Source organism: Bradyrhizobium jicamae, from assembly GCF_018130695.1.
Classification (GTDB): Bacteria; Pseudomonadota; Alphaproteobacteria; order Rhizobiales; family Xanthobacteraceae; genus Bradyrhizobium; species Bradyrhizobium jicamae_B.
The window spans coordinates 289728-303174 of sequence record NZ_JAFCJX010000009.1; the positions used below are offsets into that span (position 1 = coordinate 289728).

A 13447-nucleotide genomic window follows, 5' to 3' on the forward strand; every position below is an offset into this window, starting at 1 on the left:
TCAGAACTTCACCTTGAGACCACCGCTGACGCCGTAGTCATTGCCGTCGCTGCGTGCGAAGGTGCTGACCGCCGTGACATTGGCGCTGACGCTGTCGCTGATCGCAGCGGCGAGGCCGGCGACAACCTTGCCGTAGGTCGCGGTGCGGCCGTCGATCGGCGTCAGCACGGGCAGCAGCGGGGTGGTGACCTGGGTGGTGATCAGCGTCCGCGCCGATCCGATGAAGTCGTGCTCGGCGGTGACGTTGATGTACGGGCTGTAGAGGCCGTTGCTGAACGTGAAGGGGGCGCGGATCTGCACGCCGGCGCTGCCGGTCAGGCTTTCCAGGGTTTGCCGCGCGACCATGTTGGTGAGCAGGATGTCGCCGGTCTCGGTGTAGCCGGCAATCTGCGCATTGGTGTAGGCGAGACCGCCGATCGGGCCGATGCGGAAGCGCCCGGCATCCCAGAGATAGCCGGCCTTGCCCGCGACCGTGAAGGTGTCGGCATTGGTCGACCCGTTGATGTTGCCGAGGATGCCCTGGCGGCTGGTGGCGAAGGCCTGGCGGCCATAAGCGACCAGCGCATCGGCGAACCAGTTCGATTTTGTGTAAGATGCGTAGCCGCCGAACTGGAACGCATCGATCTTGTAGTTCGCGCTCTGCACGGCGAGATTGACGTTGGGCTGGCTGTAGTTGAACACGCCGCCGACCACGAGGTCGGGCCGCACGCGGTAGTCGACGCCGATCTGGCCGCCGGCCGCATTGTAGTTGTAGGCGGACAACAGCGCCTGGCTGTCACGGTTGCCGCCGGAATAGGCCGCATCGCCATACACCGTCCACGGACTCGCCGCGGCCTGCGGCCGCATCGCCTTCGCCGGCATGTCCGCCGCCATTGCGTTCATGACGCCGCCATAGGGCGCGAAGGTGCGATAGGCGTCGAGATGGCCGAAGATCGAGCCGGCAAAACCCGTCGCGATCGACATCGCGACGTCGCCCTGCGGCGCCACCGTCAGCGGCGCATCGATCTGGTTGGCCATGTAGCGCGCGATCAGCGCAAAGCCCGCGCTGGTCGGATGGATGGTGTCCCAGTAGAAATAGCTGTTCTGCACCGCGCTCGACGCGGCGAGGCAGCCGCCGACACCGAGGCTTGCGAGGCAGCTGCCGGCGCTGGCGAAGCCGTATTGGCCGGGATTGGCGACGATGCGCGCCTGCAGCGTTTCGTAGTCGAACAGGAAGATGCGGGTGCCGGCATTGGCCGCCGGCGCGAGTTGCATCTGCAACTGCTGGAAATAGGTGCGCGCCCATTCCTCGCGCTGCGCGAAGGTCAGCGCGGGATCGCCGAACGGCGCCGGGAAGTAGAAGGGATTGCCGGGGCTGACCCAGGCGATGTTGTGCGCGCCGAGCGCGATCAATTGCTGGACGCCGGCGACCGCATTGCCGGCCGATGTGGTTGCCATCGCGTTGATCTGCGGCAGCGTGTTGGCGCTGTTGAACTGCGCCTGGTCGTTACCGCCGATCGAGATCGCGAGCAGGTCGGTCGAGGAGAAGCGCTTGCCACTGGCGACGAAGGTCGCAACCTCCTGGGCGAAGCCGGGCAGGCCGGGAATCACATTGGTGTTGCCGGTCTGCGCGCCGCCGACCGCGTAGTTGGTGAGCGGCGGCAAATTGTAGATCGACTGCAGCGAGTCGACGAAATTGGTGCCCTGGCTGAAATGGCAGGTCGGATTGGTCGGAGGTCCCGCGGGACAGGGGAAGCCGAGCAGGCGGAACGCGCCGCCGGGCGCGCTGCCGGTGTCCGCATAGCTGTCGCCGAATCCGGTGATGCTGGTGAACTTCGTGCCCTGCGCCAGCGCCGGCGCGGTGCTGCAGGCGAGGAGAGTAGCGGCAATCGCCGCAGCCGCGCCCCGTCTGCGCTTGCCTGAAACCATCGCCGTGATCGTGTCTGCAGGATACGCCTGCGCGTCGCGCCCCATTCGCATCTGAACCTTCCCCCAGGATGTCTGGCCGTTTCGCCAGTTGCCGATATTGTTCATCTAGTGAACTGTTCGAGTCAAGAACGATTCACAAACAATTTGCGCTGCTGCGCGAACCACGCCATGAACGGAGCGGATCACAGTGATGAGGGTAGGGGTGTCCGACCAGAAGCTGCGGACGGCGGTGAAGTCAGCCAAGCAAGCGCCGCGGAGCGACAGGCGAGCGCAGCGCGCAGACCGCACGACTGACGCTGCGCCCATGGTGAACCTGAAGAAGCTGACAGGCCTGGCCGGCTATCTGATCCGGCAGGCTCAGCTCTGGGTCTTCCAGGACTTCAACGCCACGCTCGAGCCGCTCGATCTGCGTCCGGTGCAATATTCGATCCTGACCATCATCGGCGACAATCCCGGTCTGTCCCAGATGGCGCTGTCGCAGATCCTCGGCATCGTGCGGTCGGGCCTCGTGCCGTTGCTGGACGGGCTGGAAGGCAAGGGGCTGATCCGGCGCATGCCGTCGGCATCGGACCGTCGCTCACACGCGCTGCACCTGACCGCCGAAGGCCAGCACTTCCTGGCGCGCGCGGACGCGCTGGTTCAGGAGCACGAGAAGCGTCTGATCAAGAAGGTCGGCGCGCGCGGCCACAAGGAACTGCTCGACATCCTCAAGGTGTTCGGCCGGCGTTGAAACGTGCGTCGCGAGATATCGCAGCCGGCGCTAATTCGTATCCGCGAGCTTGTGCAGCGTGGCGCCGAAGATCTGGCTGGCTTTGCCGACGAGGGCAGTGCCGGTCATGCTGCCGCGGGTGTCGGTGAAGGTTCCGGAGACGCCGATGCCGACCGGAGCGGGGCCGCCGAACAGCGGATTGTCATTGTCGCGCGGCGAGGTGTGACGCTGCACCAGCACCTCGCCCTTGAAGGTGTCGCCCTTCACCGTGTAGCTGCCGGTGTAATAGAGATAGGCATCGCCGCCCAGGATCTGGCCGTCGCGAAACAGAATCACGCCGCTGCCCTTGCCGACGCGCCCGTCCTGCAGTTGGACGTGGATGGAATACAGCCCGTTCTTCATAACGTCCCAACTCGCCGGCCGCCGCGCCCACGGCAGCCGTTCGGATTTTTATGCCAAAGCGTGCAACCTAGCGCAACGCAGCCGGTTGATTATTTAGCCCAAGGCGGGCGGTGAGACCCTCGGTTCCTGCCAGTTGTGTGACGATGCGATGACAGAGCGGGCGGCTCTGCGAATCAAGTTGGCCCGCGAAATGCATAATGTCTGATTGCACTGGGCCGGTGGGTGCTGGAGCAAGAAACACGTGACAGACTGGATCGATTCCGGCCGCACCATGGTGCGCCGTCACTTCGCCCGTGGGCTTCCGCTTCGCAACCGAACGGGCCCCGTCATGACACCCCTCAAACTCGCGCTTGCGGTCTCGCTTTCGGTTGCGGCGATATCGTTTGCGCAGGCCCGCGATCCCGACGGCCGCTACGCCAATTCGCCGCTCAAGCAATGGTTCGACAGCCTGCGCAGCGGCAAGGGACCGTGCTGCTCGGACGCCGACGGCAGCGCGGTCAGCGACGTCGATTGGGAATCCAGGGACGGCCACTACCGCGTGCGTCTCGATGACAAATGGTGGGACGTGCCCGACGAGGCCGTGATCACCGAGCCCAACCGCGTCGGCCGTACCATGGTGTGGCCGATCCGCGGCTATCAGGGCATCACCATCCGCTGCTTCATGCCGGGAAGCATGACGTAGCGACTCTGTCGTCAGACTGTACCTTTCCCCTCATCCTGAGGAGCCGCGCAGCGGCGTCTCGAAGGATGTGGCCGCATGGTTCGAGACGGCGCTCGCGCGCCTCCTCACCATGAGGAGATACATCACGCGTACTTCTTGTCGCGCTCCAGGAGCTCGATCGAGATGCCCTGTGGGCCGCGGATGAAGCAGATGCGCACGCCGGGGCGAATCGTGGTCGGTTCCTTCGTGAACGCCACGCCCTTGCTCTTGAGCTCGGCGGCGACCGCGTCGATGTCTTTCACCGTCAGCCCGATATGGTCGAGGCCCTGATAGGGCGTCACCGGCGGTGCGTTGACGCCGTCGCCATCCTTGACCTCGGCGATGAACACTTTTGCGCCACCGAGCTGCACGTCGATGCGGCCGGGACCGCGGAGGATCTCGCCGCCGAGCGTGTCGCGAAGCCAGGCCGCGGTGGCCTCGGGATCGGGGCTGCGCAGGTGGACGTGATCCCAGGTGACGACGATGGGCATAGCGAGCTCCTCAAGTTGTTCTTGGACCGCGCGAAGCGGCGGCCGATCGCCGCAGTATTAGCGGCGGCCCCGCGGCAATGCCATCGCGCTAATATGCGCGCGCCGCAATATTGCCGTCCCGGAATGAAACCATTTTGCTGCCCAGTGGTTGGGTTGGAAGTGGCGCCCCGTACTGCGCGGCCGTCGTCCCGGAAGCCGTACGGTTGAACGCCGTATGGCTTTTTTCATGTGTGGCGGACCGGCACGGCCGGTTCGTTGCCGGCTGAGGGGTGAGGCAATGTGGATCGGGGCAAGGCTCGGCAAGGCGTCGCTGCAGAGTTGGGGGACGACCATTGCGCTGCCACTGATCGTCGTCGCCGGGCTGACCGCCTGGCTGATGCTTCCCGAGCCCAGCGATGCCGAGGATCAGGCCTCGCCCGCGTCCTCCGCCATCATTCTCACCGCGCAGAACGCGACCAATGATGAGGCGACCGCGAGCCCGGCGGTGGCCACCGCGCCGGCGGAGGCGACCGGGACGGTCGGCATGGCGCCGTCGTCGGTTGCGCCTGACGCGCGGCCCGAGAAGTCGCCGCTGGATGGTTTACAAATTGCGTCGCAGTCGTTCCGCCGCGGCGGGCTGGGCTCGAAGGCGCTGGTGACGCTGACCTTGCGCAACAGCAACGACTTCGCGGTCAAGGATATCGAGATCGCCTGCAAGTTCGTCCGTCAGGACGGCAGCCCGCTGACCGCGCGCACCAAGCTGATATCCGACACCATCAACATGAAGAGCCGGAAGACCTATTCGGGAATGTTAATCGGCTTCGTCAACGTTAATGCAAACAAGGCGCGTTGTTCCCTCGTCACCGCGAGCCGCACGTAAACCTTTCGTCGCGAAAATTTGACCCCCTGGGGTGAACCTTAGGACCTCCCTCGTAACTAACTGATAGATCGCCCGTGTGAGGGCTTCGAAGCGATGCGTCCCGGGTTACCGGTTGACGGGATCGCCTGAACGAGCACCTCAAACGAAAAATCTGGTCCGAAGGAACGAAATCCGGAAGGGCCATGGCGAATGAACCGCGCGAAGAGAGCGCGGGGGGAGCTACGACGATGCCTTTGGCGCGATATTTTCTGTTTGTCGGCGGTGCGTTGCTTGCGCTGCTGTTTGTCATCGACGCCATTGTCCCGCAAGACAACGCCGCGCTCGCCAACCTGTCATCGCCCGGCCTCGACAAGAGCACGGTGCGGATCAAGTCGACCCAGAAGCTGCCGGAGCGGGTGGTCTATGACACCACCCAGCCGACCATCGTGCCGGCGCAGGCAACCGTGGTTGCCGCGGCCACCAGGCCGGCGGTCGACCAGTCGGCCACCGCCCGGGTTCGCGACACCTTCGCCCAGTTCGTCCCGGCCGAAGCCAAGGACTTGGGCAGCAAGGACGTCAGCAAGAAGGATGCGGCCAAGGTCGCCGAGGCCAAGCCGCTCGAGGTCCAGCAGACCCCGGCCCAGCAGGCCAAGCCGAAGAAGAAGGTCGCCAAGGTCCACAGCAACCCGCCGCAGCAGCTGCAGCCGACCCGGCTGGCGCAGCCGCAGGCCCAGCCGTTCCGCGTCGCCCAGCAGCAGCCGCGTGGCTTCTTCGGCGGCTTCGGCTGGAACAGCACCTGGTAAAAGCCAAACGTCAGCGTTGCCCGCTTGGGCAACGCTGACCATTCCCGTCTAATCTAATCTGGCTGCAGGCCGATCGCGTGCGCTATCAAGCACTTAGCGCGGCAGGCGTGGAATCTTGTCGGCAAAACCGTTGTAGCAGGTCAGCCGCTCGTCTTCTTCCTTCACGAAACGGCACTCATTGACGCCCTTGGCGGCCGCGGGCTTGGCCTTCGGCTCCGGCTTGTAGATCGCGTCGTAGCAGATCAGCCGTTCCTTGGTGGCGTCGTCGATGTCGCCGCAGGCCTGCAGCTTCTGGGCGACCGATTGCCCCTTGCCGGAGGCGGCCGGGGCGGCGGCATCCTTCTTGGCGGCCTTCTTCTTGCCGACCTGGACCAGGGGCTTGTCACCGACCATCGGGGCCGTGCTGTCGGCCGCTGGCGCGGCTGCCGCAGGTGCTGTTGCCGCGGGCTTGGGCTTTTTGGCCGGCTTGGCGGCTGCTGAGGGCTGGCTGGCATCGGCCGGCGGCGGCGGCGTGGTGCCCTGGGCGAGCGCGGCAGCCGGAACGAGGAGCGCCAGCGCGAGGATGATCTGTCTCATGTCGAAAATGTCCGAAATGGCGTGATGACCGAAGGAGGGGGGCCCGGACCGGCAAAGCCGAGGCCTTTCCCGTGACTAACGCAAGTTCTAGGTGAATTCTATCCCCTTGAGGAACGCGACAGGTATCAATCAACCGCCGCCGCGGCCACCAGCTATTGTGCCTGGGGATGGATGACTGGCAGGGGCGAGCGGCCGTGTCGCCGGTAGACCAGGAAGTCGGAGTCCAGCGTCAGGACGACGTGCTGATCATGGACCTCCGACATCAAAACGATGCAGGCATCGGCGAGCGACATCGGCATGTCCCGGTACTTCCTGAGAAGCCTGCGCAGCGCCTCGACATGGTCATCGACGCGAAACGCGACGGCCAGCGCTCCGTTCTGAATGAGTTCCAGGACGGCGTCTTGTGCACTCGGATAGCGCGCCAGCAGATACATCGCCTCGGCGAGCACGGGCTCGCAGACGAGGAGAGGGGCATCGAGCTCTCCGAGGCGCTCGGCGACCCAGCCGTGGTGCTGCTCGGCGCGGTCGAGCAGCGCGACGAGGGGCCCGGTATCAACGATCGCGACGGTCATGGCGCCCGAAGCCCGAGAGATGCTTGGGGTTCGAGGCGAGGTCGGGCACACCTGAATCGATCATGCCGCGTGCCCGCTTGGTCAATCCGGACAGGCTCGGCGGGCGGCGGGTCTTGGTCTTGGCATCGAGGGCGAGCCGCAGCCCTTCCTCCACCAGATCCCGGAGCTTGCGACCGCGCAGCGCCGCCTCCGCCTTGGCGCGGCGATAGAGGTCGTCGGGAAGCTCAATCGTGGTCTTCATGCGTCGCTCTCCCATAAAACCATATTTATGGGAACCGCGACGATCGTCAAGCGCTGGAGTCGCCGGTTCTTGCCTCAGGCTTGCGACGATTGGGGCATCGGGAATTGAGCGACATGAATTGAGCGACATGTTGTCGGTTGCGCCGTGACGTCGAAGAGCCTCACGTGCGGAACGTTTCCGCGCAACATGTGTTCGGGAGTTCAAGGCCCCTGAGGAAAACGGGCGGCGGCCGGAACTCCAGACAAGGAACTGCTGATGAAGCTAAACTCCGACCAAGTGAAGCGCACCATGACCCAGATGGAAGCCGAGGTGCTTCCCGACAATCATCCGGCCGTCGCGCAATTGTGCGGCCTGTTCGGCGACCACACCTTCTTCGTCGATCGCAGCGGGCTGAAGGTGCTCGAGCCTGCGCAGACCTCCGACATGGACGGCGAGACCGGCGAGGTCGTCAGCCTCGCCGACTGGAGCGATCCGACGCTGACGAGCCTGCGTCCCCACGAGCCCGAGCCGACCGGCGTGCTGGTGATGCTGACGCCGAGCAAGCATTGAGCCAACATGAGATCGGCCCGGCGATCGCTGCATGCGATTGGCCGGGCCGATTTTTCTCTCGATCAACGTGCCGCAGTGGGGGTGTTGCGACGTCCTCAGCGGCGGCCCGCCGCAGCCCTTAGCTTGGCTTCGTCGGCGGCCATCTGCAATGCTTCGCCTTGCATCGCCGGCAGGTTCTTCATCACGAGCGCGGACTCCTTCGCGGTGACGTTGCCGCGATTGAACGGGCGCTTGTTGAGGGTTGCGGCGATATGTTCCTCGAACATCGGGGCGCGCAGACCATCCTGCGTGCGGCTCAGCGCGGAGTCAGGGTTTGTGACTTTGCCGCAGTCGGCAACGACGCGGCTTTCCTGCGGCTTGATGACCGTGATGACGGCCTCGCACTCCTGCGTGCCCGCCCAGCTTGCATATTTCATGTTCAGTCTGACGCCCTTCGATGTGCGCGCGGCGCCCCAGATCTTGATCATCTCCTTGGCATCATCGCGCCGCGGCATGGTGGTCCTGGCGTCCATCAGCATGGTCCGGACCTGGTCGCTGGAATAAGGGAAGACCGTCGGGTCGGGGACGAGATCGCAGCCGGCCACGGTTAACGCACCTGCAAGAACAACGACGAGCTTTCCGTTCAATTCGCCCTCCCGAACTAAAATGTTCGGTGCTGTTTAGGCGAAGTCTTTTGAAAATCCCTTGTGTGACTCATTCAAATGCAACCTGACGCTGCGCAGCCCCTGCGGCATTCTGTCCGTCGTGCGCGATGCGCCGGCAACGTCTGCCTCAGTTGATTCAGGTCAAAGGTCGCGATGAACGCCGGATCAGCGTAGCGATATGCGCATTGATTGGCTCCCCGTTGCACTGTGCGTCTCGACAGCACTGGTCATGCTGGCGGCGCTGGCCCTGTTTGCGCTTTAGCGGCGCTCATTCCGCTCTCGAATCCGCTTGGCACAAACTGCACTTGGCGGCCCGCGTTTCCCCGGCTTAACTTGGGTTAAGTGCATCTGTCGGGGGTGTGCCATGATTGAAATCTTTAAACGCGCAGGAATCATTGCATTCGGACTGTTGCCGGTCGTCATCCTCGCTTTGGGCATGTTCATTTGAGACGGGCGGGGTCGATTTTCAGAACGCGAGCGGTATTATTTTAAGTTCGGCCGAACATCGCGCAAGGACGAGCGCTTCAGATGGCTGAGCGTAGAGCCGATGCTCATCATGGAGCAAAGTCGTGCAGCTCAATTCGGCCCCGCCAATCGTTCGTCCGATCGCCGGATTCACGTATGAGACGGCCGGAATAATAATTTAGGGAAAACGTAGCACCATCGCAGCATTTGCTGCTCGCTATGGGTCTTTCAGTGTCATCTGCCGTTCGAACCCTCGTATCCGCTTACGTGCGCGCGAAGAACCGGCGAGCGCTGGAGAGAATGAGCGAGCTTCGGCGCAAGTTGCTTGAAGAACTCCAGTCCTCGCCCAGCGGATCCACGCGCCACGCGCTCGATCAGGTTCATGACGATTTGCGAGCGATTGAAGAGGGTCTGAAGCAACTCTCCTGAGGACGCGACGCGAACCTCAAACCCACGCTGTTTGAATTTGTTTGGCGCACTCGGAGAGATTCGAACTCCCGACCCTCGGAATCGAAATCCGATGCTCTATCCAGCTGAGCTACGAGTGCATGCCGAGGCGTGATCCGATCAGAGCACGCCCGAACAGAGGTCGATTATCAGATTGGCCCGGCGAGGGCCAGCGGGCGCCGCCGCGGGGGCTCGGCTTAAGCGGACCGCCTCAGAAGCAGGGATGCCGGCGGCCGTCCTGGCCGCGATAGGCGGCGGCGCTCTGGTAGCATTTCACGCTGGTCGGGCCGTCATAATAGGCGAAGGTGCCGGCAGCCGGGCCGGGGCCGTAATTATGCAGATAGCTGATGTGGTAGGGCAGGCCCCACCAATGGGCGTGCCGGTAGTGGTGGTGGCGCGGAGTGGCGGTCATGTCGGCGGCGGAGGCCGGGGTCAGGGCCAGGAGGACGAAGGCGGCGGCAGCGGCGAAAAGGGTCTTGGTGGTCATCGGCATCTCCGGACATTCCCCAGGGGAATCGGCCGTTTTGGCCGCTCCCTCCCTCCATTTAACCCGTAACGGGCCCAAAAGCTGCGGGAAAACGGTCACAGCGTGCCAATTTTTGGCCTTTTCGGGATGCTTAACGAATTCCCAACACAGTCCGGCCAGAGTCTTGCGGCAGGTCCTGTCTGATAAGTCTACTTGGGTAAATCGACTTGGGCCGTATTTCCTGACCAGACACCCCGGTTTCGAACTGTTCATGCGCATCACGCTCTTCGCTTTGTCGCTTGTTGTTCTGGCCGCCGCGCCCGCGCGGGCGGAGCTGCACATCACGCGCGACCATGGCGGCTATGTCGAGGAGTACAAGGCCAAGTACAAGCGCGTCCGCGACAAGGGCGAGCGCGTCATCATCGACGGCATCTGCAACTCCGCCTGCACGCTGGTGTTCGGCATCGTGCCGATGAACAAGATCTGCGTGACGCCGAAGGCGAGCCTCGGCTTCCACAAGGCCTATTACGACAAGGCCTTCACCTTCGGCATCAAGGTCACCAGCCTCGAGGGCACCTCCGACCTGATGTCCTATTACCCCGACACGGTGAAGGACTGGATCCGCAGGAACGGCGGGCTCACCACCGAGATGAAGAAGATCAAGAACGGCACCGAGCTCTGGAAGATCGTCGATCCCTGCCCGGAAGAGTGGTAGGGGCGCTGGTTACCCTCATGGTGAGGAGCGCGAAGCGCGTCTCGAACCCATGAGGCCCCAGCTGTGGCCTCGTCCTTCGAGACGCCCGCTTTCGCGGGCTCCTCAGGATGAGGGGATAGGGGATCTGCGACCTGCCAAACGCAAGGTGCTTAGGTCTTCGGCCTGACTTCCCCATCCGACACCAGCAGCACGGACGCTTTCGACTTGCTCAGCACGGCGGCTGCGACGCTGCCGAAATTCAGTTCATCGCCCTGGATGCGATCGACACCGAGCACGACGAGATCGGCGCTGACGGCCGCAATCTCCTGCAGGATCGCGACCTCTGGCGCGGTGTTGACGCGCAGTCGCGTGCGCACCTCGACGTCGTAGCGGGCGGCTGCGGCCGCGGTGTCCTTCAGGATCGCTTCCTCTCGCGCCAGCGACATGCTCGGGCTGGAGCGCCGCGCGCCCTTGTCCCGGGTGGTCGAGACATAGACGATCTGCAGCGGCTGTGCGCTGAGCCTGGCCAGCGCGATCGCGACCTCGGCCCCGCGCCGCGACACCGTGCTGCCGGACACCGGCACCAAGATCTTTCGCGCGGTGCTGGTCGGCTGTTTGAGGTGAGGGCCCTTGGCGAGCGCGATCGCGAGTGGCCCGGTAAAGCCCGAGCTCAGGTCGTCGATCTCTTGCGTGAAACCGCCGTCGCCGTCGATCACCGCTTCGACACCGACGATCAGCAGATCAAAACCCTTCCTTGCCTCCTCAGTGATCGTCTCCGCGATATCCTTGTCGCGTGCCCGTGTCGTGACCTCGACATTGCCGCCGCGATCGGGTTCGGCCTCTGCGCTGGCTCTTGCAGCCTCGGTTACAGCCGCCTCGTGGCTCTCATCCTCGGCGCGCTTCTTCTGCTGCGCCTCCGCCTCGGCGCCGACATGCAGCACGGTGATCGGCAGGCCGCGCCCGCCGGCGAGCAGGCCGGCGAGGTGAGCGGCGAAGGTCGCGTTGGTGCTCTCGTCGACCGCCAGCAGCAGCCGTTCCAGATTGGCGACAAAGCCCTTTTGTTCGTACTCCTCGCGCTCGAGCCGATCTTTCTCTTCCTCGCCGAGCGGCAGCCGCGCCAGCGCCGCGCGCAGCATCGGCGGCATCGCCATCGTGGTCAGGATCGCCATGGTCACGATCATGGAAAACATGTTCGGGCTCAGCACGCCCATCGACAGGCCGATGGTCGCGATGATCACCTCGGTCGAGCCGCGCGCATTCATGCCGCTCGCCAGCGCATAGGATTCCTGACGCGTCAGCCCGCCGAGTGCGCCGCCGACGAAGGCGCCGCCGAATTTTCCGATGCTCGCAATCAGCACCAGCGCGCCCGTCAGCATCAAGAGGTTCGGATCCCTGAGCACGGTGAGATCGGCGCTGAGGCCGGCGAGACCAAAGAACACCGGCATGAACAGGCTCGAGATCAGCCCTCGCAATCGCTCGTCGATTTGCCGTGTCAGGATCGGGGATTCCCCGACCAGCACGCCGGCGATGAAGGCGCCGAGCACGGTATGTACGCCGATCAGGTGTGTGATCATCGCCATCACGCTCATCAGCAGCAGGATCACGGTGATGACGGCGGCCGAGCTGGCCAAATGATCATTGGCCCAGCGGATCAGGCGGAACACCAGCCGCCGGCCGATCGTGAAGCTGATCGCGAGAAAGGCCAGCGTGCCGAGCAGCGCCTGCGCCACCGAGGCGAGATCGAGCGTACCGCGCGAGGCGAGGCTGAAGATCATGGCGATGATGATCCAGCCGATCGTGTCGTCGATGATGGCGGTCGCGACGATGATCTGCCCGACATTGCGGCGCATGAAGTTCATTTCGCGTACCACGACGGCTACGATCTTCACCGAGGAGATCGACAGGGCCGTGCCGAGGAACAGCGAGGCGACCAGCCGCGCCTCGGGATGCGGCAGCAGACTGTCCGGCAGGACATGGCCGAGCGCAAAGCCGCAGACGAAGGGCACCACGATGCCGGCGATCGAGATCGTGACCGCGGCGCGGCCGACCTTGCGCACCAGCTTGAGGTCGGTCTCCATGCCCGTCAGCAAGAGCAGCAGAAGAATGCCAAACTGCGCGATCCCGTCGATCAGCGCCTTTTGCTCAGCGGAATGCGGAAAGATCGCACTTTGCGCGGAAGGCCACACCCAGCCGAACAGGGACGGGCCGAGCAAGAGACCGCCAAGCAGCTCGCCGATGACGGAGGGCTGGCCGATCCGCTGCATGATCTCGCCGAGCCCGCGGCCGACCAGGATCAGCAGCGCGATCTGCACCAGCAGGATGAATTCGGATGGTTTTGCGCCCTTGTCGCCTTCCGCATCCGCCACTGACGTCATCAGCAGGAGTGCGAGGACAGCCCCGACCATCGGTAGCAGTCGCCCCCAGCGGATCGCCATCACGCCAAGACCCCCTTTGTGCGTCGTCAGCCTGACAACGCACAGGTTCCAGAAGCGATCCATTGATTTTGGAGAGGCGTCGGCAGTGGCGCGGTATCGTAGTTTCGTCGGATGGGTGGAGCGAAGGGCGATACCCATCACCTTCGTGCCGCGTCGTGAGAGGATGGATATCGCTGCGCTCCACCCATCACAAAGCCTGTGCGCTCCCGCTGACATTAGACCGCTGATTTGCCCGACGGCGCAAGGGCCCGGAGTGAAAATATTTCCTCTTTACACGAACTTCGGAATATGCTAACAATGGCCATCTCACCCGACACGAGGGGCGCTCGCGAACGCCACGAACGTGGGTGACGATGCGGTGGCCGCCGGGCGTGCGACAGGCGTGTGCATGCAAGGCGGACGGCGAAGTCGTGTGGGCCTGCCGCCCCGATGCAGGTGGCAAGCACGCGAAAGGCTAACGCCTGTCGCTGGCGATGGTGGCACAAAAGCAGAGTCTCACCAGGGCGA

16 protein-coding genes and 1 tRNA gene are annotated in these 13447 nt (G+C 64.0%); 7 read left to right on the top strand and 10 right to left on the bottom strand.

The genetic code is table 11. The features are described from left to right. Positions 1 to 1959: an autotransporter domain-containing protein gene (locus tag JQ604_RS15785; RefSeq protein WP_212358315.1), complete on the bottom strand. Its 1959-nt coding sequence runs from the start codon at positions 1957 to 1959 to the stop codon at positions 1 to 3. 151 nt (positions 1960 to 2110) lie between these two features. On the opposite strand from JQ604_RS15785, the gene JQ604_RS15790 reads away from it, so the two are divergent. Continuing rightward, on the top strand, positions 2111 to 2638 hold the full coding sequence (locus JQ604_RS15790) for a MarR family winged helix-turn-helix transcriptional regulator (protein ID WP_349631107.1): 528 nt from the start codon (positions 2111 to 2113) through the stop codon (positions 2636 to 2638). A 30-nt stretch (positions 2639 to 2668) separates the two neighbouring features. On the opposite strand, the gene JQ604_RS15795 is transcribed toward JQ604_RS15790, so the two are convergent. Continuing rightward, positions 2669 to 3019 carry a GrlR family regulatory protein gene (locus JQ604_RS15795; RefSeq protein ID WP_212358317.1) on the bottom strand — a complete coding sequence of 117 codons (351 nt, stop codon included), beginning with the start codon at positions 3017 to 3019 and terminating at the stop codon, positions 2669 to 2671. Positions 3020 to 3347: 328 nt separating this feature from the next. Between JQ604_RS15795 and JQ604_RS15800 the strand changes: the two genes are divergently transcribed. Beyond that, complete coding sequence (locus JQ604_RS15800; RefSeq protein ID WP_212358318.1) at positions 3348 to 3701, top strand: hypothetical protein; 354 nt, start codon at positions 3348 to 3350, stop codon at positions 3699 to 3701. Between the two features lie 122 nt (positions 3702 to 3823). Here JQ604_RS15800 and JQ604_RS15805 read toward each other — a convergent pair whose 3' ends face one another. Further along, the gene (locus JQ604_RS15805; RefSeq protein ID WP_212358319.1) at positions 3824 to 4210 is read right to left on the bottom strand and encodes a VOC family protein; all 387 of its coding nucleotides are present in this window, start codon (positions 4208 to 4210) and stop codon (positions 3824 to 3826) included. A gap of 277 nt (positions 4211 to 4487) precedes the next feature. Between JQ604_RS15805 and JQ604_RS15810 the strand changes: the two genes are divergently transcribed. Both JQ604_RS15810 and JQ604_RS15815 read left to right on the top strand, forming a co-directional pair. Further along, on the top strand, positions 4488 to 5069 hold the full coding sequence (locus tag JQ604_RS15810) for a hypothetical protein (protein ID WP_212358320.1): 582 nt from the start codon (positions 4488 to 4490) through the stop codon (positions 5067 to 5069). 227 nt (positions 5070 to 5296) lie between these two features. Next, a complete protein-coding gene (locus JQ604_RS15815) occupies positions 5297 to 5851 on the top strand; it encodes a hypothetical protein (protein ID WP_212358321.1) in 555 nt (184 codons plus the stop codon). 93 nt (positions 5852 to 5944) lie between these two features. Here JQ604_RS15815 and JQ604_RS42145 read toward each other — a convergent pair whose 3' ends face one another. From JQ604_RS42145 to JQ604_RS15830, 3 genes are all read right to left on the bottom strand, one after another. Beyond that, a complete protein-coding gene (locus tag JQ604_RS42145) occupies positions 5945 to 6427 on the bottom strand; it encodes a hypothetical protein (protein ID WP_212358322.1) in 483 nt (160 codons plus the stop codon). A gap of 152 nt (positions 6428 to 6579) precedes the next feature. Further along, positions 6580 to 6999, bottom strand: coding sequence for a type II toxin-antitoxin system VapC family toxin (locus JQ604_RS15825; protein WP_212358323.1), 420 nt, complete (start codon positions 6997 to 6999; stop codon positions 6580 to 6582). Beyond that, positions 6980 to 7240, bottom strand: coding sequence for a hypothetical protein (locus JQ604_RS15830; RefSeq protein ID WP_212358324.1), 261 nt, complete (start codon positions 7238 to 7240; stop codon positions 6980 to 6982). The genes JQ604_RS15825 and JQ604_RS15830 overlap by 20 nt, the downstream gene beginning before the upstream one ends. 255 nt (positions 7241 to 7495) lie before the next feature. Between JQ604_RS15830 and JQ604_RS15835 the strand changes: the two genes are divergently transcribed. Beyond that, positions 7496 to 7789, top strand: a complete 294-nt coding sequence (locus JQ604_RS15835; protein ID WP_212358325.1) for a hypothetical protein — start codon at positions 7496 to 7498, stop codon at positions 7787 to 7789. 95 nt (positions 7790 to 7884) lie between these two features. Here JQ604_RS15835 and JQ604_RS15840 read toward each other — a convergent pair whose 3' ends face one another. Then, complete coding sequence (locus JQ604_RS15840; RefSeq protein ID WP_212358326.1) at positions 7885 to 8307, bottom strand: hypothetical protein; 423 nt, start codon at positions 8305 to 8307, stop codon at positions 7885 to 7887. Between the two features lie 891 nt (positions 8308 to 9198). On the opposite strand from JQ604_RS15840, the gene JQ604_RS41870 reads away from it, so the two are divergent. Continuing rightward, positions 9199 to 9327 carry a hypothetical protein gene (locus JQ604_RS41870; protein WP_283817996.1) on the top strand — a complete coding sequence of 43 codons (129 nt, stop codon included), beginning with the start codon at positions 9199 to 9201 and terminating at the stop codon, positions 9325 to 9327. Between the two features lie 42 nt (positions 9328 to 9369). On the opposite strand, the gene JQ604_RS15850 is transcribed toward JQ604_RS41870, so the two are convergent. Both JQ604_RS15850 and JQ604_RS15855 read right to left on the bottom strand, forming a co-directional pair. Then, positions 9370 to 9446: transfer RNA gene (locus JQ604_RS15850), tRNA-Arg, on the bottom strand. Positions 9447 to 9556: 110 nt separating this feature from the next. Next, positions 9557 to 9832 (bottom strand): hypothetical protein, encoded by a 276-nt coding sequence (locus JQ604_RS15855; protein WP_212358328.1) that lies wholly within the window; start codon positions 9830 to 9832, stop codon positions 9557 to 9559. A 250-nt stretch (positions 9833 to 10082) separates the two neighbouring features. Between JQ604_RS15855 and JQ604_RS15860 the strand changes: the two genes are divergently transcribed. Further along, entirely contained in the window at positions 10083 to 10526 is a 444-nt protein-coding gene (locus tag JQ604_RS15860) for a hypothetical protein (RefSeq protein ID WP_212358329.1), read from the top strand. A 149-nt stretch (positions 10527 to 10675) separates the two neighbouring features. Here JQ604_RS15860 and JQ604_RS15865 read toward each other — a convergent pair whose 3' ends face one another. After that, on the bottom strand, positions 10676 to 12910 hold the full coding sequence (locus tag JQ604_RS15865) for a cation:proton antiporter domain-containing protein (protein WP_249158280.1): 2235 nt from the start codon (positions 12908 to 12910) through the stop codon (positions 10676 to 10678). Positions 12911 to 13447 lie beyond the last annotated feature (537 nt).